The organism is Arsenicicoccus dermatophilus, assembly GCF_022568795.1.
Taxonomy (GTDB): domain Bacteria; phylum Actinomycetota; class Actinomycetes; order Actinomycetales; family Dermatophilaceae; genus Arsenicicoccus; species Arsenicicoccus dermatophilus.
This window is the reverse complement of the sequence record NZ_JAKZHU010000001.1, coordinates 700278-720007: the sequence shown is the minus strand read 5'-3', so window position 1 is coordinate 720007 and position 19730 is coordinate 700278. Positions and strand designations below refer to the sequence as shown.

Genomic DNA, 19730 nt, shown 5'->3' with positions numbered 1-19730 from the left:
CAGCACAGGTCAGGGGACGCGGGTCGCCGCGGCGGCGATGCGGGCGTATGCCGTGATGTCCAGCGCCTCGCCGCGCGCCTGCGGATCCACCCCCGCCGCGCGCAGGACCTCCTCCGAGCGGGCCGCCGACCCGGCCCAGCCGGCCAGCGCCGCACGCAGGGTCTTGCGCCGCTGCAGGAAGGCCGCGTCGATCACCCGGAAGACCTCCCGCCGGTCGACCCGCTCCCCGTCGACGGTCGGCTCGGGACGTCGCACCATGGCGACCAGCCCGCTGTCGACCTTGGGGGCGGGCCAGAAGACGGTGCGCCCCACGGTCCCCGCGAGGCGCACGTCGCACCACCACGCGGCCTTGAGCGAGGGCACGCCGTAGACCTTGGATCCCGGCCCGGCCGCCAGCCGCTCGGCCACCTCGAGCTGCACCATGACCAGCACCCGCTCGATCGAGGGGAAGTCCTCGAGCATGCCGAGCACCACGGGCACCGAGACGTTGTAGGGCAGGTTGGCGACCAGGGCCGTGGGCTGCGGGTCCGGCAGCTCGTGGACCGTGAGCGCGTCCGCGTGCAGCAGCGAGAGCTTGTGAGCCGCTGCGGGGTTGGTGGCCCGCACGGTCTCGGGGAGAGCCGCGGCCAGGGCCGGGTCCACCTCGATCACGGTGACCTGGCGGACCTCGGGCAGCAGCGCCAGCGTGAGGCTGCCCAGCCCGGGACCCACCTCCACCACCACGTCGTCCGGGCCCACCCCGGCCAGGCGCACGATGCGCCGGACGGTGTTGGCGTCGATGACGAAGTTCTGCCCCCACTGCTTGGTGGGCCGCACGCCCAGGCGCGTCGCGAGCTCACGGACCTGCGCCGGCCCCAGCAGCCCGGCGTTGTCGGCGGTGGCGGCCTGCGGGCCCGACCCGCTCCCGCTCTGCTCGCTCACGCCCAGCCGCCGTAGATGCGCTCGGCGTTGTCCGACACCGCACGGCACAGCGTCGGCACGTCGACGTTGAGCGTCGTCGCCATCGCTCGCAGCGTCAGCGGGACGAGGTAGGGCGCGTTGGTGGCGCCCCGGTAGGGGTGCGGGGTGAGGTAGGGCGCGTCCGTCTCCACCAGCACCCGCCCGAGCGGGACGATCGACAGCGCGTCGCGCAGCGCCTTGGCCGACTTGAAGGTCACCGTCCCCGAGAAGGACAGGTAGTAACCCCGATCCACGCACTCCCGGGCCATCGCCATGTCGCCGGAGAAGCAGTGCATCACCGTGACCTCGGGCGCGCCCTCCTCGGCGAGGATGCGCAGGACGTCCTCGTGCGAGTCACGGTCGTGGATCTGCAGCGCCTTGCCCAGCCGCTTGGCCAGGTCGATGTGCCACCGGAAGGACTCGTGCTGCAGCGCATGCCCCTCAGGCCCGGTGCGGAAGTAGTCCAGCCCCGTCTCCCCCACCACGCGGACCCGCGGGTGCTGCGCGAGGCGCTCGATCTCGGCATACGCCGCCTGGAGCTCGCCCGCCTCGTGCAGGGCCGGCACCTCGTTGGGGTGCAAGGCCACGCCACCGAGGACCTCCGGGTGCAGCACCGCCTGCTCGACGGTCCAGCGGGCGGCCTCCAGGTCGCAGCCGATCTGCATCAACCGGTCCACACCGACGGCCCGCGCCTGACGGATCACCTCGCCCAGGTCCGGGCGCGGCTCCCCGTCGCGGGCGATGTCGACATGGGTGTGGTTGTCGGGGACGGGCAGCGGCAGCGGGTCGGGCAGCGGCGGCGGTGCCTGCCGGTCGCGCCCGATCGTCGTGCCACCGCCGTCGCTCATGCCCCGGCCTCGCCCGTGGACGTGCCCGCGCCGGCCCCCGACATCCGGGCGATCTCCTCCTCGACCACCGAGGGGTCGAGCTTGACGAAGACCGGGGACGGCTTGGCGACCGGCGCACCGACCCGCACCGGACGGGACTCCCAGCGCGGCGTCGCGGAGTAGTCCCCGGTGATGATCGGGTAGCTGCGAGAGTCGTCGTCGAGGTCGCGGACCTGCTCGATCCGCGGCATCGGCATGAACTCGCCCTCGCCGCCGAGGACCTGGTGGACCTGGTTGGCCGAGTGCGGCAGGAAGGGCGCGAGCAGGGTGTTGCAGTCGCTCACGCTCTGGGCCAGCGTGTGCAGCACGGTGTGCAGACGCTCGCGCTGGTCCTCGCCCTTGAGCTTGAACGGCTCGGTCCGCGAGACATAGGCGTTGACCTCGCCGACGATGCGCATGGCCTCGGCGATCGCCTGGCGCTGGCGGTGGTGGCCGAGCAGCTCCCCGACGGTGTCGAAGCCGTGGCGCACGACGCCGAGGACCGCCTCGTCCTCCGGCTGCAGCGGCCCCGGCTGAGGGATCTCGCCGACGTTCTTGGCGATCATCGCGGCCGTGCGGTTGACCAGGTTGCCCCAGCCGGCGACCAGCTCGGAGTTGGTGCGCTGCACGAAGTCGGCCCAGGTGAAGTCGGCGTCCTGGGTCTCCGGCCCGGCCGCGCAGATGAAGTAGCGCAGCGCGTCCGGCTGGTAGCGGCTGAGCACCTCGCCGACGTAGATCACGTGGCCACGGCTCGTGGAGAACTGCTTGCCCTCCATGGTCATGAACTCGCTGGACACGACCTCGGTCGGCAGGTTCAGCTCGCCGTACGGACCGGGCTCGCCACCCTTGGTCCCCTTGCCGTTGTGGGCGATGAGCTCCGCCGGCCAGATCTGGGAGTGGAAGACGATGTTGTCCTTGCCCATGAAGTAGTAGGACAGCGCCTGCGGGTCGTTCCACCAGTCGCGCCAGCGCTCGGCGTCCCCGCTGCGGCGGGCCCACTCGATGCTCGCGGACAGGTAGCCGATGACCGCGTCGAACCAGACGTAGAGCCGCTTGCCCGGCTGGTCCTCCCAGCCCGGCACGACGATGCCCCAGTCGATGTCGCGGGTCATCGCCCGCGGACGCAGGTCGTCCAGCAGGTTGAGGCTGAACTTGATGACGTTGGGCCGCCACAGCCCGGACTCGTCCCGCTCGCGCAGGAAGCGCCCCAGCTCCTCGGCCAGCGCCGGCAGGTCGAGCAGGTAGTGCTCGGTCTCCACGAAGGTCGGGGTCTCGCCGTTGATCTTGGAGCGCGGATCGATCAGGTCGACCGGGTCGAGCTGGTTGCCGCAGCTGTCGCACTGGTCGCCGCGGGCCTCGGTGTAGCCGCAGATCGGGCAGGTGCCCTCGATGTAGCGGTCGGGCAGGGTGCGGCCGGTGCTCGGGCTGATCGCCCCCATCTGCACCTGCTGCAGGAAGTAGCCGTTGTCCCGCACCGTGCGGAACATCTGCTGCACGACGGCGTGGTGGTTGCGGGTCGTGGTGCGGGTGAACAGGTCGTAGGACAGCCCCAGGTCCACCAGGTCCTGCACGATGACCGCGTTGTTCTTGTCCGCGAGGTCCTGGGCGGTCACGCCCTCCTTGTCCGCGGCGACGAGGATCGGGGTGCCGTGCTCGTCCGTGCCGGAGACCATGAGCACGTCGTGCCCCGCCATCCGCATGTATCGGCTGAACACGTCGGACGGGACGCCGAAGCCCGCGACGTGACCGATGTGGCGGGGGCCGTTGGCGTACGGCCAGGCAACTGCTGACAAGACCTTGCTCATGGGGGCCAAGTCTAGTGGTCGGGCAGGGTCGCCCCCGGCAGGGTTTTCCGGGGCCGTGTGCCGGAGGCGTACGGCCCGGGTCGGGAGGCTGGGTCAGCTTCCCCGGTGCCAGTCCAGGCCGGTGTTCCCCGTCCGGTGCCACCGGACCGGCTTGGCGGCGACCTCGACGTCGGTGAACCACCAGGTCGCGTCCGGGTCCCACCCGGCCATCATGGTGGCGGTGTCGTCGTCCAGGTCGAGCACGCGTCCCGCCGTCGTGAGGTAGGCCCAGGTCGTCAGGTGCACCGCGTCCCACTCCTGCGCGACCGCCTGCCAGTCCGGGATCACCCAGCGGCCGAGTCTGCGGGTGGTCTCCCCCCAGACGGACCGGCGGCTCTCGGTGACCTCGAGGGGGTGCCGGCAGACCAGCTCCAGCCAGTCGGCCGCGGTCCGCACCTCCAGGACGCGGGCCCCCGCGGGCGGGGTTACCCGCCAGGCGAAACCGTCGTCGTCGATGCTCGAGTCCTCCATGAGGACCAGCCGGGTCGGCGCTCCCCCGGCGAGCGCGAGGGAGTGCGTGCCGGCGACCACGCCGCAGCAGGCCGGGACGCTCCACCAGACGCCCCCGACCGGCCGTCCGGGATGACGGCGGCGGTACGCGGCGTGGTCGGCCTCGCTGCGCACGGCGTCGTCGCGCCACCGGGCCAGCCACACAGGTCGCGGCCTCGGGGACCCGCCAGCAGCTCGCCCCCGGAGGGGGCCGTCATACCGGCCGCTCGGCGAGCAGGCGGGCCACGACGTCGATGGCCTCCTCGTAGCCCGCGGTGCCGCGCCCGACGATCGACGCCGCGGCGACGGCCTCGAGGTAGGAGTGGTGCCGGAAGGGCTCACGGGCGTGGATGTCGCTGATGTGCACCTCGACGACGGGGGCCTCGACGGTCTCCAGGGCGTCCCGCAGGGCCACGCTGGTGTGGGTGTAGCCGCCCGCGTTGACGACCAGGCCGACGCAGCTGGTGCGGACCTCGTGCACCCAGTCGATGAGCACGCCCTCGTGGTTGGACTGGCGGCAGTCGGCGACCAGGCCGTGGGCGGCCGCCCGCTCGGCGCACCGACGCTCGACGTCGGCGAGGGTCTCCGCGCCGTACACGTCGGGGCTGCGCACCCCCAGCAGATTGAGGTTGGGCCCGTTGAGCACCACCACGACGGACCTGCCGGGAGCGGTCGGACCCGCCTGGTCAGGTTGCGCAGGCGGATCCGACCGCCCCGGGTAGGTATTCATGGAGACACGCTAGCGGCCCGTCCTCCGGGCCGGGAGGACGGGCCGCCAGTGGTGTCGGGACGAGGACCAGGTGGCTACCTGCGGGACCCCGTCACCGACGGAGAGGGCGCATCACATGCGCTTGCCGCCCTTGGACTTGCGGAAGTCCGCGTTGAGCGTCGAGATGACGTCCAGCGGGATCTCCTTGGGGCACGCGGCCGCGCACTCGCCGATGTTGGTGCAACCGCCGAAGCCCTCGGCGTCGTGCTGCTTGACCATCGCGGCGACGCGGGACCAGCGCTCGGGCTGGCCCTGCGGCAGCTCGCCGAGGTGCGTGACCTTGGCACCCATGAACAGCATGCCCGCGGCGTTGGGGCAGGCCGCGACGCAGGCGCCGCACCCGATGCACGCCGCCGCCTCGAAGGCGCGGTCGGCCTTGAGCTTCTGCACCGGCACGGAGTGGGCCTCGGGGGCCGCACCCGTGTTGGCGCCGATGAAGCCGCCCGCCTGGATGATGCGGTCGAAGGCGGTGCGGTCGACCACCAGGTCACGGATGACCGGGAAGGCGTTGGCCCGCCAGGGCTCGACCGTCAGCACGGCGCCGTCCTGGAAGGACCGCATGTGCAGCTGGCAGGTCGTGGCGACCTCCGGCCCGTGGGCCTCGCCGTTGATGACGACGCCGCACATGCCGCAGATGCCCTCACGGCAGTCGCTGTCGAAGGCGATCGGCTCCTCGCCGGAGTTGATGAGGTTCTCGTTGAGCACGTCGAGCACCTCGAGGAAGGACATGTCCTCGGAGACGTCCGCGACCTCGTAGGTCGCCAGGGCGCCCTTGGCGGCGGGGCCGGCCTGGCGCCAGATCTTCAGGGTGATTCTCACTTGTAGCTCCGCTGCTTCATCTCGACGAACTCGTACACGAGGTCTTCCTTGTGCAGGGTGGGAACGCCGTCCTGGCCGCCCCACTCCCAGGCCGCGACGTAGGCGAACTCGTCGTCGTGACGCAGGGCCTCGCCCTCCTCCGTCTGGGACTCCTCGCGGAAGTGACCGCCGCAGGACTCCCGACGGTGCAGGGCGTCGATGCACATGAGCTCACCGAGCTCCAGGAAGTCGGCCACGCGGCCGGCCTTCTCGAGCTCCTGGTTGAGCCGGTCGCCCTCGCCGAGGACCCGGACGTTGCGCCAGAACTCGGCGCGCAGGTCGCGGATCATGCCGATGGCCTTCTTCAGGCCCTCCTCGGTGCGGGACATGCCGCAGTACTCCCACATGATGGCGCCGAGGGCGCGGTGGAAGGAGTCCACCGAGCGGGTGCCGTTGCACGTGAGGAAGTGACGGATGCGGTCCTCCACCGAGCGCTGGGCCTCCACGACCGCGGCGTCGTCGGCCGCGACCTTGGGGAAGGGGCCGCCGGCGAGGTAGTCGCGGATCGTGTTGGGCAGCACGAAGTAACCGTCCGACAGGCCCTGCATGAGCGCCGAGGCACCCAGGCGGTTGGCGCCGTGGTCGGAGAAGTTGGCCTCACCCGTGACGAACAGACCCGGGATGTTGGACTGGAGGTTGTAGTCGACCCACAGGCCGCCCATCGTGTAGTGCACGGCGGGGTAGATGCGCATCGGCGTCTCGTAGGGGTTGTCCCCCGTGATCCGCTCGTACATGTCGAACAGGTTGCCGTACTTGGCCGACACCGCGTCCTTGCCCATCCGCTGGATGGCCTCGGAGAAGTCGAGGTAGACACCGCGGCGGACCATGCGCTCCTGGCCGTCGGGGCCGACCTCGGCGATGGCCGGGCCGACACCGCGACCCTCGTCGCACATGTTCTTGGCCTGGCGCGAGGCGATGTCGCGGGGCACCAGGTTGCCGAAGGAGGGGTAGATCCGCTCCAGGTAGTAGTCGCGGTCCTCCTCGGCGATGGTGCGCGGGTCCTTGTCGCAGTCCTCCGCGCGCTTGGGCACCCAGATGCGGCCGTCGTTGCGCAGGGACTCCGACATCAGCGTCAGCTTGGACTGCTTGTCGCCGTGCTGCGGGATACAGGTCGGGTGGATCTGCGTGTAGCACGGGTTGCCGAACAGCGCGCCCTTGCGGTGGGCCCGCCAGGTGGCGGTGACGTTGCACCCCATCGCGTTGGTCGACAGGAAGAACACGTTGCCGTAGCCGCCGGAGGCGAGCACGACCGCGTCGGCGAGGTGGGTCTCGATCTCGCCGGTGACCATGTCGCGGGCGATGATGCCGCGCGCCCGGCCCTCGACGACGATCAGCTCGACCATCTCGTGGCGGGTGTACTGCTTGACGGTGCCGGCGGCGACCTGACGCTCCAGGGCCTGGTAGGCGCCGATCAGCAGCTGCTGACCCGTCTGGCCGCGGGCGTAGAAGGTGCGGGACACCTGCACGCCACCGAAGGAGCGGTTGTCGAGCAGACCGCCGTACTCACGTGCGAAGGGGACACCCTGCGCGACGCACTGGTCGATGATCGCGGCCGAGACCTCGGCCAGGCGGTAGACGTTGGACTCGCGGGCGCGGTAGTCACCACCCTTGACCGTGTCGTAGAAGAGGCGGTAGACGGAGTCGCCGTCCTCCTTGTAGCCCTTGGCGGCGTTGATGCCACCCTGGGCGGCGATGGAGTGCGCACGTCGCGGGCTGTCCTGGTAGCAGAAGGCCTTGACGTTGTAGCCGGCCTCGCCGAGCGTGGCGGCGGCGGCGCCGCCGGCCAGGCCGGTGCCGACGATGATCACGTCGAGCTTGCGGCGGTTGGCCGGGTTGACCAGCTTGGTCTCGAACTTGTGACGCGTCCAGCGCATCTCGATCGGACCGGCCGGGCAGGCGGTGTCCTTGATCGGCTCACCCTCGCGGTAGAGCCCGTGGACCAGGTTGTCAGTCATGGGTGGTCACTTCCCGATCAGGCCGAAGAGGATGGCGAGCGGCGGCAGGGCGAAGCCGACCGCGACGATCAGCGCCAGGGCGATCGACACGAGGGTCGAGATCCGCTGGGACTTCGCGGTGCTGGTGCCACCGAGCGTCTGGATCGAGCTGTAGATCCCGTGCCGCAGGTGCAGCCCCAGGAAGACCAGCGCGAGCAGGTAGATCAGCGTCATCCACCAGGTCTGGAAGGCCGCGTAGGTCAGCATGTAGGGGCTCTCGTGCCCGTCGACCAGGAGGCGGTGGTGGTCGTAGTCCGGGTTGACGTTGATCTTCATGATCGTGAAGTGCAGCAGGTGCCAGACGATGAAGAGGAGCAGGCCGGCGCCGCCGAAGCGCATGGTGCGCGAGGCGAGCGAGGACTTGAGGTTCTTCTTCAGGACGTACTTCTGCGACCGCGCCGCGTGGTTGCGGCCGATCAGCTGGAAGGCCGACCAGACGTGTGCGATCACGGCCACGATGAGGCTCAGGCGGAAGAGCCAGAGGAAACCCTCGTTGGGGAAGATCGGCGTGAGGAACACCCGCAGGTGGTGGGCGTACTCGTCGAAGGCCGCCTGGCCGGCGAACATCTTGAGGTTGCCATACATGTGAAAGAGGACGAAGAACACGAGGTACAGGCCGGAGATCGCCATGATGATCTTGAGGGCGATGCTGGGCGTGCGCGACGTGGTCTGCCTCGCGGAGGTTGTCGAAGTAGCCACGAAGGAAACCTATCGCGCCGCAGGTGACGCGACGGTGGCGGGGCGCACCTGCGAGTCAACGGTTCGGGAACGATCTGCGGCACAAGGACGTTGAAGCCCCACCTCACGTGACCGAGATCACTCCGGCCCGGTGCCGGGTCGCCCGCGCCCCGGACGATCAGTCCGTATGCCGAGCCGCCAGCGCCCCGTCGTACAGCGCCTTGCGGCTCAGTCCGGTCTCGGCGGACACCGCGGCACAGACGTCCTTGAGCCGCTCCCCCGCCGCGACGCGCTCGCCCACGGCGCGCACCGCCTCCGGCAGGCTCGCCACCACGGGCGACCCGCCCTCGACGACGACGGTGATCTCGCCACGGACCTCGCCCTCGGCCCAGGCGACCAGCTCGTCCAGGCTGCCGCGAACGACCTCCTCGTAGGTCTTGGTCAGCTCCCGGCAGACCGCGGCCCGGCGCGCCCCGCCGAAGGCCTCCCGCACAGCCCCGAGCATCACCGCCAGCCGGTGCGGCGCCTCGAAGAAGACCATGGTCCGCCGCTCTCCCGCGAGCTCCGCCAGCGCCCGGGCCCGGTCCCCCGCCTTGCGCGGCAGGAAGCCCTCGAAGCAGAAACGGTCCACCGGCAGGCCGGACACGGCCAGCGCCATGAGCACCGCCGAGGGCCCGGGCACGCAGGTCACCCGCACCCCGGCGGCGACGGCAGCCGCCACCAGGCGGTAGCCCGGGTCGGAGACGGACGGCATGCCGGCGTCGGTCACGACCAGCACCCGCTCGCCGGCCTCGAGACGGGCGACCAGGTCGGCGGTGCGGCTCGCCTCGTTGTGCTCGTGATAGCTGAGCACCGCGCCGGACGGCTGCACGTCCAGCGCCTGGCAGAGTCGGCGCAGCCGACGGGTGTCCTCCGCGGCGACGACGGCGGCACCCCGCAGCTCCTCGGCCAGCCGGGGGGCGGCGTCGCGCGGGTCACCGATGGGGGTGGCGGCGAGGACCAGGGTCCCCGCGCCGCAGGCGCGCGTCATACGAGCGGCTCGTGCCCGAGATCGGCCGTGGTCGCAGGGATATCGACCGGTACGCCGTCGTAGGACCGCGGGTCCTCCAGCGGCTCCAGGTGGGTGATGACCCGCAGGCCGGGCAGCTCGGTGTGCAGCGCGTCCTCGACCTCCTCGGCCAGGTCGTGACCGCGGCGCACGGTCCAGTGACCAGGCACGAGCAGGTGCAGCTCGGCGAACTCCTGGTGACCGGACTTGCGGGTGCGCAGCCCGTGGAAGGCGACGTCGTCGCAGGCGTACCGCCCCAGCACGGTCGCGATCTCGCGGTGCCGCTCGGCGGGCAGGGCGGTGTCCATCAGACCCCCGACGGATTCCTTGAGCAGCCCCACGCCCGCGACGACGATGTTGATCCCCACCAGGAAGGCGACGACCGGGTCCAGGCGCTCCCACCCGGTGACCGCGACGAGGAGGACACCGGCGACGACGCCGATCGAGGTCCACACGTCGGTCATGAGGTGCTTGCCGTCGGCGCGCAGGGTGATCGAGTCGTGGGCCCGGCCCGCCCGCAGCAGGACCATCGCGACCGCGCCGTTGACCAGCGACGCGACGAGGGACACGCCGAGGCCGACGCCGACGTTCTCCAGCGGCTGCGGGTGCAGGAAGCGCTCGACCGAGGTCACCAGGATCACGCCGGCGGCGATGAAGATCATCAGCCCCTCGACGGCGGCCGAGAAGTACTCCGCCTTGGAGTGGCCGAAGTGGTGGTCGTCGTCGGCCGGCTGGGCCGCGACGGTCAGCGCCACCAGCGCGACCACCGCCGCGACGAGGTTCACGATGGACTCGGCGGCGTCCGACAGCAGGCCGACCGAGCCGGTCACCAGCCAGGCGCCGGCCTTGAGGGCGATCGTGACGATCGCGGCGGCGATGGACAGCCACGCATAGCGACGCAGGTCGCGTGCGGGTGCGGCGGGGGTGAGGGCGGGAGCGGTCACGCCCTCCATCATCCCATCCGGTTGGTCCTACGATGTGCGACGTGACCCCAGCCACCGACCTCCGGCAGCGGCTGCGCCAGCGACTGCTCGGCCGACCGCTCACCGACACCCTGCGCGCCTGGTTGCTCATCGGCGTGATCGCCGTCCTCGGCGGCGCGCTGCGCATGTGGCGGGTGGGCGAGCCCCACGAGCTGATCTTCGACGAGACGTACTACGTCAAGGACGGCGTCGGGCTGCTCAAGGGCGGGGTGGAGCTCACCCCCAAGTCCTCGATCACCAGTCACGACGTGCCGTTCACCCACGGCACCACCGACGTCTTCGGCACGGCGGGCAACTTCGTGGTCCACCCTGCGGTCGGCAAGTGGTGCATCGCGGTCGGCGAGATGATCTTCGGCCCCACCAGCGGTTTCGGCTGGCGGTTCACGGTGGCCTTCATGGGCGGCCTGTCCATCCTGATGATCGGCCTGGTCGCCCGGCGGATCTTCCGCTCGACCCTGCTCGGGGTCGTCGCCGCCCTCCTGCTCGCGGTCGAGGGCCACCACTTCGTGCACTCCCGGACCTCCCTGCTCGACCTGATCCTGATGTTCTGGTGCTTCGCGGCCTTCTGCGCGCTCGTCACCGACCGGGAGGTCTCCCGCACCCGCCTCGCCGACCGGGCGGCCGCGATCGTCGAGGGCGGCGGCGACGTGGCGCGGGGGCGCATCTCCCTCGGCATACGTCCCTGGCGGCTGCTCGCCGCCGTGTTCCTCGGGCTCGCCATCGGGACCAAGTGGTCCGGCGGGTTCTACCTCGCGGTCTTCGGGCTGATGACGGTGGCGTGGGACGTCCAGGCGCGGCGGGCGATCGGCGAGCGGCACTGGCTGGCCAACGCCGCGCACGACGGCGTCCAGGCGGCGCTGACGATCCTGCCGCTGACCTTCCTGACCTACCTCGCCGGCTGGACCGGCTGGCTGCGCAGCTCCAACGGCTACGGCCGGCACTGGGCCGAGAAGCATCCCGCCCAGGCCGGGTGGGGCTGGGTCCCGGACTCGCTGCGCTCGCTGCTGCACTACCACCAGGACATGTACACCTCGGCGCGCGGGATCACGTCCTCGCACCCCTACATGTCCAACCCCTGGTCCTGGCTGCTGCAGGGCCGCCCCACGTCGTTCTACTGGCAGAACCCCAAGCGGGGCGAGGAAGGGTGCACCGTCGACTCCTGCGCCAAGGCCATCACCTCGGTCGGCACCCCCACGATCTGGTGGGTGGGAACGGTCGCCCTGGTCCTGCTGGTCGGGATCTGGCTGCTGCGCCGTGACTGGCGGGCCGGCGCGATCGTCGCGTCCCTCGCGGCGGGCTACCTGCCGTGGTTCATGTACCAGGAACGCACGATCTTCTCGTTCTACGCCATCGTCTTCGTGCCCTACCTCGTCCTGGCCGTCACCTATGTCCTCGGCATGGTCATCGGAGGCCCCCAGGCCTCACCGGGCCGTCGACGCGCCGGTCTGACCGTGACCGGGACATACCTCGCCCTGACCGTGGCGTGCTTCGTGTTCTTCTGGCCGCTCTACACCGCGCAGGTCATCCCCTACGCCCAGTGGCAGCTGCACATGTGGTTCCCCAGCTGGATCTGAGCCCCAGGCCCGGCGGGCGAGCGGCCAGGCCTGCGCCTCGGGCAGGTCGACGACCCGGTAGCCCTGCGCCCCGGCCGCGGTCGCCGCGACCAGGGTGGCGACCCGGGCCCGCCGCTGCCACCAGCTCTGGCTGATCGTCCACCCGATCACGCCCTGCCCGTCCAGGGCCACGGTGCGACGCAGCAAGGACCCCTGCCGTATGACGAGAAGCCTGCGCCCGTCCCGCAGCTCGAGGACGGTGTGGCCGAGCTGGCGGTAGCGGTCCTCCGCGAGAGCCGGTGCCGCGAGCAGCAGGACCGCGGACGGCAGGCACCACCACCAGGACCAGCCCTGCCAGGCGACGACCGCCGCGACGGGGGCCAGCAGCGCCAGGCCGCCCTGCACCGCGCGGCTCCAGCGCCGTCGCCGGGCCGCCGGGCCGTGGGACGCCAGCGGCACGTCGAGGGCCGCCACGCCCAGCAGCTCGGCGGCCAGCTGCGCGGACAGGTGGCGCGGGCACGCGGGCAGCAGCCCCGACCCGGAGCCCTCCCCCGCGCCGTCGTCGGCGTCGGGTCCGTCCAGCCCGGTCGTCACGGCCGACAGGGAGGCGCCCCGGACCAGACGAAGCGGCAGCGGCTCGCTGCGCCGGACGCCGCGCAGCCGGTCCAGGTCGATCGTGGTGGCGCGGACCGTGAGCAGCCCCCGGCGCACGTGGAGCCGGGTCGGCCCGGTGCGGGTGACCGTGTGCCCCCAGCTGGTGAGGACATAGCCGACGACCGCGCACAGGAGGACGAAGGCCAGGGCCCCGAGCCCGAGCCCGACCAGCAGCAGGGCCAGCCCCTGCTGCGCCGCCTCCCCGATCGCCTCCTCGACGCGCTCGTCGGTGAGCACGTCGTCGACGTACTGCAAGCAGAAGCCGAGGATGGCGCCGGCCACGGCCAGGCCGGTGTAGGTGAACGGCGCGTATCGCACCCAGGACGGCGAGAAGCGCACCAGCACCTGGGGATCCGGCGGCAGCGGCAGGGTCGGGACAGCCCCTGCGGCGCCGGCGTCCTGGTCCTCCCCCGTCGGCTCGACGAGGGCCGGGCCGAGCCCGGTGGGGTCGAGGCCGGTGGGGTCGAGGCCGGTGGGGTCGACCAGGTCGCCCGCGGCCCGAAGCACCCCGGGGGCCAGGAGCAGGTGCCGGAGCCGGTCGGCGTCGGCCACGGTGAGCCCGTCCAGCACCAGCGGTCGGCCCCAGGAGACCCCGGTGCCGATCCGGGTGGTCGTCAGCCGCAGCACCCGGTGCAGCGGCGAGGCCGACACGTCGACGGTGCGCACCCGGTCCACCGGCACGGTCAGCGTCTCGCGACGCAGGAGCCCGTGCCGCTGCTGCACCCGACCCTCGCTCACGCGAAAGGTCGTCGTGGCCCACCGGATAGACGCCAGGGCCAGCACGACGAGGGTCGAGCCCAGCAGCCACCACCAGCCCCAGCCGCCGTCGTCGCTGCGGCTGACCCCCACCACCAGCGCCGGGACGAGCCCGGGCAGGACCTCCTTGGCCGACCGCAGCGGGTGGATGAGCAGCATCCGGGCGCTGAGCCGCTGCCAGCCCTGCTCCCCGGCCGGGACCCGGTCGCGCGGCGTGCTCACGTCGCGTCGCCCGGGGTGGTCGCCGTGACCCGGGTGAGGTGCGCGACGAGCGACTCGGCGGTCGCCAGGTCCAGGGCCTGCAGCTCGACGGCACCCTCGCTCGACGCGGTCGTGACGGTGACCGTGGCCAGACCCAGCATCCGCGCCAGCGGGCCGCGCTCCAGGTCGACGGTCTGCACCCGGGAGATCGGCGCCACCCGGCGCTCCTGGGTCCACCAGCCGGAGCGGGTGACCACGGCGTGCGGCGTCACCTGCCAACGGTGGACGGCATACCGCCAGCGCGGGACCACCACCACCTCGGCCAGCGCGAGCACCGGCACCGCGGCGAGCAGCCACACCGACAGCCAGCGCCGCTCCTCGTCGAGCCACCACCACAGGCCCAGCGGCGCGAGCAGCACCACCGCCCCCAGCACCAGCTCGAGCGTCCACAAGGTCCGCGCGCGCGGACTCACCCGGTGCTCCGGCTCCGCCAGCGCCCGCCCCAGCTCGTCGTCCCCCTCGACCGCCATGAGGTCACTGTGCCAGAGGCGGGCCGGATGTGCCGGGCGCCCCGCCCCCCGGGACGGGGACGGGGCGCGGAGGGGGCGGGGCCGACATACGGCCCGGTCTCCTGCGAGGCAGGATCAGCGCACGTCCTCGTCGACCCAGTCGAAGGTCTTGGTGACGGCCTTCTTCCACAGGCGGTAGGTCCGCTCCCGGTCGTCCTGGTCGACCGCCGGCTCCCACCGCTTGTCCTCGGCCCAGTTGTCGATGACGTCCTGCTCGCCCTGCCAGAAGCCCACCGCGATGCCGGCGGCGTAGGCCGCGCCCAGCGCCGTGGTCTCCGCGACCTTGGGCCGGATCACCGGCACGCCCAGCTGGTCGGCCTGGAACTGCATGAGCGTCTCGTTGGCGGTCATCCCACCGTCCACCTTGAGCTCGGTCAGCTCGATGCCCTTGTCCTTGGCGTCCGCAGCCATGGCCTCCGAGACCTCGCGGGTCTGGAAGGCCGTGGACTCGATGACGGCGCGGGCGATGTGGCCCTTGTTGACGTAGCGGGTCAGACCCACGAGGGCGCCGCGCGCGTCGTCCTTCCAGTACGGCGCGAACAGGCCGGAGAAGGCCGGGACGAAGTAGGCCCCGCCGTTGTCCTCCACGCCCTTGGCGAGCGTCTCGATCTGCGCGGCGTCCTTGATGAGCCCGAGGTTGTCGCGCACCCACTGCACGAGGGAGCCGGCGACGGCGATGGAACCCTCGAGCGCATAGACCGGCTTCCGGTCGCCGATCTGGTAGCACACGGTGGTGAGCAGGCCGTTCTGGGAGTGGATGATCTCCTCGCCGGTGTTCATCAGCATGAAGCAGCCGGTGCCGTAGGTGTTCTTGGCCATGCCGACCTCGAAGCAGGCCTGGCCGAAGGTCGCGGCCTGCTGGTCGCCGAGGATGCCCGCGATCGGCACACCGACCAGGAAGCCACCCTCGCGGCCGGTGCCGTAGACCTCCGAGGAGGACCGGATCTCGGGGAGCATGGACATCGGGATGCCCATCTCGGCGCAGATGTCGGGGTTCCAGTCGAGGGTGTCGAGGTTCATCAGCATGGTGCGGCTGGCGTTGGTCACGTCGGTGACGTGGACACCGCCCTCGACGCCGCCGGTGAGGTTCCACACCACCCAGGAGTCGGTGGTGCCGAAGAGCAGGTCGCCCTTCTCGGCCTTCTCGCGGGCGCCCTCGACGTTGTCCAGGATCCACTTCACCTTGGGCCCGGCGAAGTACGTCGCCAGCGGGAGCCCGCAGCGCTCCTTGAAACGGTCGGGGTCACCCTGCCCCAGCTCCTCGACGATCTTGGCGGTGCGGGTGTCCTGCCAGACGATCGCGTTGTAGACCGGCTCGCCGGTGGTGCGGTCCCAGACGACGGCGGTCTCGCGCTGGTTGGTGATGCCGACGGCGGCGATGTTCTTGGAGTTGACGCTCGGCGAGGAGCCGAGACAGTCGGCGACGGCCTTGCGGACGTTGCGCCAGATCTCCATGGCGTCGTGCTCGACCCATCCCGCGCGGGGGAAGATCTGCTCGTGCTCCAGCTGGCCGACGCTGACGATGTCGCCGGCGTGGTCGAACAGGATCGCCCGGGAGCTGGTGGTGCCCTGGTCGATGGCGAGGACGTAGGTGGTGGTGTTGGGGCTCATGACGTGTCCTTCACTACGGTGTGACGGGGAGGGTGGTCGGGCTCGGCCGACCTGCTGGGAGGTCGCGGGCGTGCGGCCTGCGGGTGGCCGCGGGCCTCAGCCGACGAAGGCCTTGGCGAGCAGACCGGCGAGGACACCGCCGATGACGGGTCCGACGATCGGGACCCAGGCGTAGGCCCAGTCGCTGGTGCCCTTGCCCCGGATGGGGAGGAGGGCGTGCGCGATGCGGGGGCCGAGGTCGCGGGCCGGGTTGATCGCATAGCCGGTGGGACCACCGAGGCTGGCGCCGATGCCGATCACCAGGAAGGTCACGGGCAGCGGGCCGAGCTGGGCAGGGCTCTTGCCGAAGCACACGATCACGAAGACCAGCACGAAGGTCGCGATGATCTCGGTGATGACGTTGTTGGCGTGGCTGCGGATCGCCGGGCCGGTCGAGAACACCGCCAGCTTGTCGCCCGCGGGTCCCTCGGCGTCGAAGTGGTCACGGTAGGCCAGCCAGCACAGGACCGCGCCGAGGAGGGCGCCGACCACCTGCGCCAGGACGTAACCGACGGCGGCGGTGGCCGAGGCGGGCACACCGGGGGCGAAGGCAGCGCCGTTGACCCACAGACCCAGGGTCACGGCCGGGTTGAGGTGGGCGCCCGACCTGTAGGCGACGTAGACGCCGGCCATCACGCCGATGCCCCAGCCGACGTTGATCATGAGGTTGCCGCCGCCCTTGCCCTTGGAGTGGGGCAGCAGGGCGTTGGCGACGACGCCGCAGCCGAGCAGGAGGAGGATGGCGGTGCCGAGGAGCTCGTGCAGGCAGGCGGTGCCGAGGGGCACCTGCTCGGCCGCGGCGGCCACGGTCGCGAGATGGGACATGGGTCTCTCCGATGGGGTGAACGTCGTTGTTCGACTACGGGTCGATCCGGTGATGCTCCGGATCGGGAAGGACCAGGACGACCTGGTCCCGGGTGGTGAGCAGACGGGCCGTGCGAGGCCCGGTCGTGAGGGGACGAGCCGGGCCTCGCGCGACCGCGTCAGCAGGTGGGCAGGACCGGCCGGGGGGTCTCCCCCGCAGCCCGGGCCCGCGCGCGCGAGGCGTCGGCGTCGGTGCGCTCGAGCTCCGCGGCAGCCTCTCCCGCGACCCGGTCGCGGTAGGTCTGCTGCTCGGCGGCGGCACGCTCGGCGTCCCAGCCCAGCAGCGGTGCGACCAGGGCGGTGATCTCCGCCAGCGCGGACAGTCCCCGGTCACGGGTCTCGTAGTGCAGCCGGATGCGGTGCATGAGCACGTCCTCCAGGTGCAGCGCCCCCTCGTGGGTGACGGCGAAGACGGCCTCGGCGCGCAGGTAGGCCGGTGCGGCGGTGAGCGGGCGGCCCAGGCTCGGGTCCTCGTCGACCATGGCCAGCAGGGTGGGCAGCTCGGAGCCGTAGCGGGACAGCAGGTGCTCGACCTGCTCCTCGGTCCAGCCGTAGGTGGCGGCGATGCGTGGCGCCTGGCTGCGATAGGCCTGGTAGCCCGCCGCCCCCACCAGCGGGGTGCGGTCGGTGACGCTGGGGCGGCGGGTCGCCTCGGCCTTGCCGAGCGCCACGTCCACGGCGTCCTGCGCCATGACGCGGTATGTCGTGAGCTTGCCGCCCGCGATCGACCACAGGCCCGGGGCGACCTCGGCGACGGTGTGCTCGCGCGACACCTTGGTGGAGGCCGAGCCGTCTCCGCGGTGCGGCTGCAGCAGGGGCCGCAGACCGGCATAGGTGCCGATGATGTCGTCGCGGCCGAGCGGTCGCGCGAGCACCGAGTTGGCGTGCTCCAGGACGTAGTCCACGTCGGCGGCGGTGGTGACGGGGTGGTCGCGGTCCTCGGTCCAGGGGGTGTCGGTGGTGCCGATCACCCAGTAGCGCTCCCACGGGATGACGAACAGCACGGACTTCTCGGTACGCAGGAACAGGCCGGTGTCGCCGGCGATCCGGTCCTTGGGCACGACGATGTGGATGCCCTTGGACGCCAGCACCTTCAGCCCCTCGTCGGTGCCGGAGAGCTGCTCCACCTCCTCGGTCCACACGCCCGCGGCCGCGATCACCCGACGGGCGCGGATCTGCAGGTCCCTGCCGGCCTCGGCGTCGTGGACCTCGGCGCCCACGACCCGGCCGGTCTCGTCCTTGACGAAGGACGTCACCCGGGTGCGGGTCGCGGCCAGGGCACCGTAGCCCGCCGCCGTGCGCACCAGGTCGATCACCAGGCGGGCGTCGTCGACGCGGGCGTCGTAGAACCGGATGGCCCCCGAGAGCGCGTCCTCGCGGATGTCGGGGAAGAGCCTGCGGGCGCCCTTCTTGCTGTAGTGCTTCTGCAGCGGGACGGTCTTGGCGCCCTTGGCCCCGAGCACCGCGAGGGCGTCGTACATCCCGACACCCACCGCGCTGTAGGACCGCTCGACGACCGGCATCTTCAGCGGCCACAGGAAGGGCTGCGCGGTGACCAGGTGCGGGGCCAGGCTGGTCAGCAGCAGCCCACGCTCCTTGAGCGCCTCGGCGACGAGGGCGAAGTTGAGCTGGTAGAGGTAGCGCAGCCCGCCGTGGACCAGCTTGCTCGACCACTGGGAGGTGCCGGAGGCCCAGTCTCCCGCCTCGACGATGCCGACGCGCAGCCCGCGGGAGGCGGCGTCGAGAACGATGCCGGCGCCGGTGACCCCGCCGCCGACGACGAGCAGGTCCAGCGGCTCGCCCGAGGTCATCTGCTCCAGGGCCTCGGCGCGGGACCGGGCGGTCAGTGCGGTGGCGGTCATGGGTGCACCCCTCTCGACGGTGATGAGTTGTCCGCCAGCATGCGCCCGGCTGCACGTATGCTCAACCGATGTGCACGGACGTGCAGAAGGAGGTGTCCCGCATGAACGAAGGTGACGACATGCTGCGGGCCGCGCAGCTGTACTACCTGCAGGACCGCACCATGGACGCCGTGGCGGCCGACCTGGGCGTGTCCCGGTCCACCGTGTCGCGCCTGCTCGCCCGCGCCCGGGAGACCGGTCTGGTGCGGATCACCGTCGCCGCACCAGAGCACCCCGCCGACCACACCGCCCGGGCCCTGCACGACGCCTTCGGAGTGACCGTCCACGTGGTCCCGACCCCCGCCGCAGCCGGGGACCCGCAACGGATCGACGCCGTGGCCCGCCGGGCAGCCGGCCTGCTCGGGGACTGGTTCCGGGACGGGATGACCTTCGGGGTCGCCTGGGGCACCACCATGTCCGCCGTCGCCGCCCACCTGCGGCCGACCGAGCTGGTCGACGCCCGGGTCGTGCAGCTCAACGGCGCCGCCAACGCCCGGACCTCCGGGGTGCGCCACACCACCCAGCTGCTCGACCGCTTCGCCACGGCCTTCGGCGCCGACCTCTACTACTTCCCGGCCCCGGCCTTCTTCGACTACGCCGAGACCCGGGACCTGCTGTGGCAGGAGAGCGCGGTCCGGCGGATCCTCGAGCTGCGCCGCACCTGCGACCTGGCGGTGTTCAGCGTCGGGGCCTTCCGGGGGCGTCTGCTGAGCCAGGTCTACTCCTCGGGGTACCTGCGGGCCGAGGAGGTGGCCGCACTCGCGGAGCAAAGGGTCGTGGGCGACGTGGCCACCCACTTCCTGCGTGCCGACGGCAGCTTCGCCGACATCGCCTTCAACCGCCGCGCCTCCGGGCCCTCCCCCGCCGAGCTGCGCCGGGTGACCCGCCGGCTGTGCGTCGTGGCCGGGGACAACAAGATCCAGGGCACCCTCGGCGCGCTGCGGGCGGGCGTGGTCACCGACCTGGTCGTCGACGAGCGGACCGCGGCCGGGATCCTCGGCTACCTGCGAGCCGGTTGATCGATCCCGGCGGTATGCCGACCGGCCCCGCGCGCCGGCGGGTGGACCCCGCGCCGTCACGCCGTCACGGCCCCTGCCGGCGGGGTCACCCTCGG

The 19730-nt window shown here is 71.9% G+C and carries 16 protein-coding genes and 1 pseudogene; 2 read left to right on the top strand and 15 right to left on the bottom strand.

Going from position 1 to position 19730, the window contains the following annotated elements; translation table 11 throughout:
- Nucleotides 1-9: 9 nt before the first annotated feature.
- The 10 genes from rsmA to MM438_RS03400 all read right to left on the bottom strand — a co-directional run bounded on the left by rsmA (nucleotide 10) and on the right by MM438_RS03400 (nucleotide 10438).
- Nucleotides 10-921, bottom strand: coding sequence for a 16S rRNA (adenine(1518)-N(6)/adenine(1519)-N(6))-dimethyltransferase RsmA (gene rsmA, locus MM438_RS03445; protein WP_241451102.1), 912 nt, complete (start codon nucleotides 919-921; stop codon nucleotides 10-12).
- Nucleotides 918-1787, bottom strand: a complete 870-nt coding sequence (locus MM438_RS03440; protein WP_241451100.1) for a TatD family hydrolase — start codon at nucleotides 1785-1787, stop codon at nucleotides 918-920. Before MM438_RS03440 ends, rsmA begins: the two co-directional genes overlap by 4 nt.
- Complete coding sequence (metG, locus tag MM438_RS03435; protein ID WP_241451099.1) at nucleotides 1784-3610, bottom strand: methionine--tRNA ligase; 1827 nt, start codon at nucleotides 3608-3610, stop codon at nucleotides 1784-1786. Before metG ends, MM438_RS03440 begins: the two co-directional genes overlap by 4 nt.
- A gap of 93 nt (nucleotides 3611-3703) precedes the next feature.
- Nucleotides 3704-4303 carry a hypothetical protein gene (locus MM438_RS03430; protein ID WP_241451097.1) on the bottom strand — a complete coding sequence of 200 codons (600 nt, stop codon included), beginning with the start codon at nucleotides 4301-4303 and terminating at the stop codon, nucleotides 3704-3706.
- Between the two features lie 49 nt (nucleotides 4304-4352).
- Nucleotides 4353-4868 (bottom strand): type II 3-dehydroquinate dehydratase, encoded by a 516-nt coding sequence (gene aroQ / locus MM438_RS03425; RefSeq protein WP_241451095.1) that lies wholly within the window; start codon nucleotides 4866-4868, stop codon nucleotides 4353-4355.
- 111 nt (nucleotides 4869-4979) lie between these two features.
- The gene (locus tag MM438_RS03420; RefSeq protein ID WP_241451094.1) at nucleotides 4980-5726 is read right to left on the bottom strand and encodes a succinate dehydrogenase/fumarate reductase iron-sulfur subunit; all 747 of its coding nucleotides are present in this window, start codon (nucleotides 5724-5726) and stop codon (nucleotides 4980-4982) included.
- Nucleotides 5723-7720, bottom strand: a complete 1998-nt coding sequence (locus MM438_RS03415) for a fumarate reductase/succinate dehydrogenase flavoprotein subunit (protein WP_241451092.1) — start codon at nucleotides 7718-7720, stop codon at nucleotides 5723-5725. Before MM438_RS03415 ends, MM438_RS03420 begins: the two co-directional genes overlap by 4 nt.
- Nucleotides 7721-7726: 6 nt before the next feature.
- Nucleotides 7727-8458 (bottom strand): succinate dehydrogenase cytochrome b subunit, encoded by a 732-nt coding sequence (locus tag MM438_RS03410; RefSeq protein WP_241451090.1) that lies wholly within the window; start codon nucleotides 8456-8458, stop codon nucleotides 7727-7729.
- 157 nt (nucleotides 8459-8615) lie between these two features.
- A complete protein-coding gene (gene rsmI, locus MM438_RS03405; protein ID WP_241451088.1) occupies nucleotides 8616-9467 on the bottom strand; it encodes a 16S rRNA (cytidine(1402)-2'-O)-methyltransferase in 852 nt (283 codons plus the stop codon).
- Nucleotides 9464-10438 (bottom strand): cation diffusion facilitator family transporter, encoded by a 975-nt coding sequence (locus MM438_RS03400; RefSeq protein ID WP_407568314.1) that lies wholly within the window; start codon nucleotides 10436-10438, stop codon nucleotides 9464-9466. The genes rsmI and MM438_RS03400 overlap by 4 nt, the downstream gene beginning before the upstream one ends.
- Before the next feature lie 23 nt (nucleotides 10439-10461).
- On the opposite strand from MM438_RS03400, the gene MM438_RS03395 reads away from it, so the two are divergent.
- Nucleotides 10462-12042: a dolichyl-phosphate-mannose--protein mannosyltransferase gene (locus MM438_RS03395; protein ID WP_407568270.1), complete on the top strand. Its 1581-nt coding sequence runs from the start codon at nucleotides 10462-10464 to the stop codon at nucleotides 12040-12042.
- Nucleotides 12043-12084: 42 nt separating this feature from the next.
- Here the strand turns inward: MM438_RS03395 and MM438_RS03390 are convergent.
- The 5 genes and pseudogenes from MM438_RS03390 to MM438_RS03370 form a co-directional block, all read right to left on the bottom strand.
- A pseudogene (locus MM438_RS03390) lies at nucleotides 12085-13590 on the bottom strand (PH domain-containing protein); the annotation flags it as partial.
- A gap of 59 nt (nucleotides 13591-13649) precedes the next feature.
- On the bottom strand, nucleotides 13650-14162 hold the full coding sequence (locus MM438_RS03385; protein WP_241451081.1) for a PH domain-containing protein: 513 nt from the start codon (nucleotides 14160-14162) through the stop codon (nucleotides 13650-13652).
- A 114-nt stretch (nucleotides 14163-14276) separates the two neighbouring features.
- A complete protein-coding gene (glpK, locus tag MM438_RS03380) occupies nucleotides 14277-15812 on the bottom strand; it encodes a glycerol kinase GlpK (protein WP_241451079.1) in 1536 nt (511 codons plus the stop codon).
- A 96-nt stretch (nucleotides 15813-15908) separates the two neighbouring features.
- Entirely contained in the window at nucleotides 15909-16676 is a 768-nt protein-coding gene (locus tag MM438_RS03375; protein ID WP_241451077.1) for an MIP/aquaporin family protein, read from the bottom strand.
- A 158-nt stretch (nucleotides 16677-16834) separates the two neighbouring features.
- Nucleotides 16835-18577: a glycerol-3-phosphate dehydrogenase/oxidase gene (locus MM438_RS03370; RefSeq protein ID WP_241451075.1), complete on the bottom strand. Its 1743-nt coding sequence runs from the start codon at nucleotides 18575-18577 to the stop codon at nucleotides 16835-16837.
- 68 nt (nucleotides 18578-18645) lie between these two features.
- Here MM438_RS03370 and MM438_RS03365 point away from each other — a divergent pair, with 68 nt between their 5' ends.
- Nucleotides 18646-19635, top strand: coding sequence for a sugar-binding transcriptional regulator (locus MM438_RS03365; RefSeq protein WP_241451073.1), 990 nt, complete (start codon nucleotides 18646-18648; stop codon nucleotides 19633-19635).
- Nucleotides 19636-19730 lie beyond the last annotated feature (95 nt).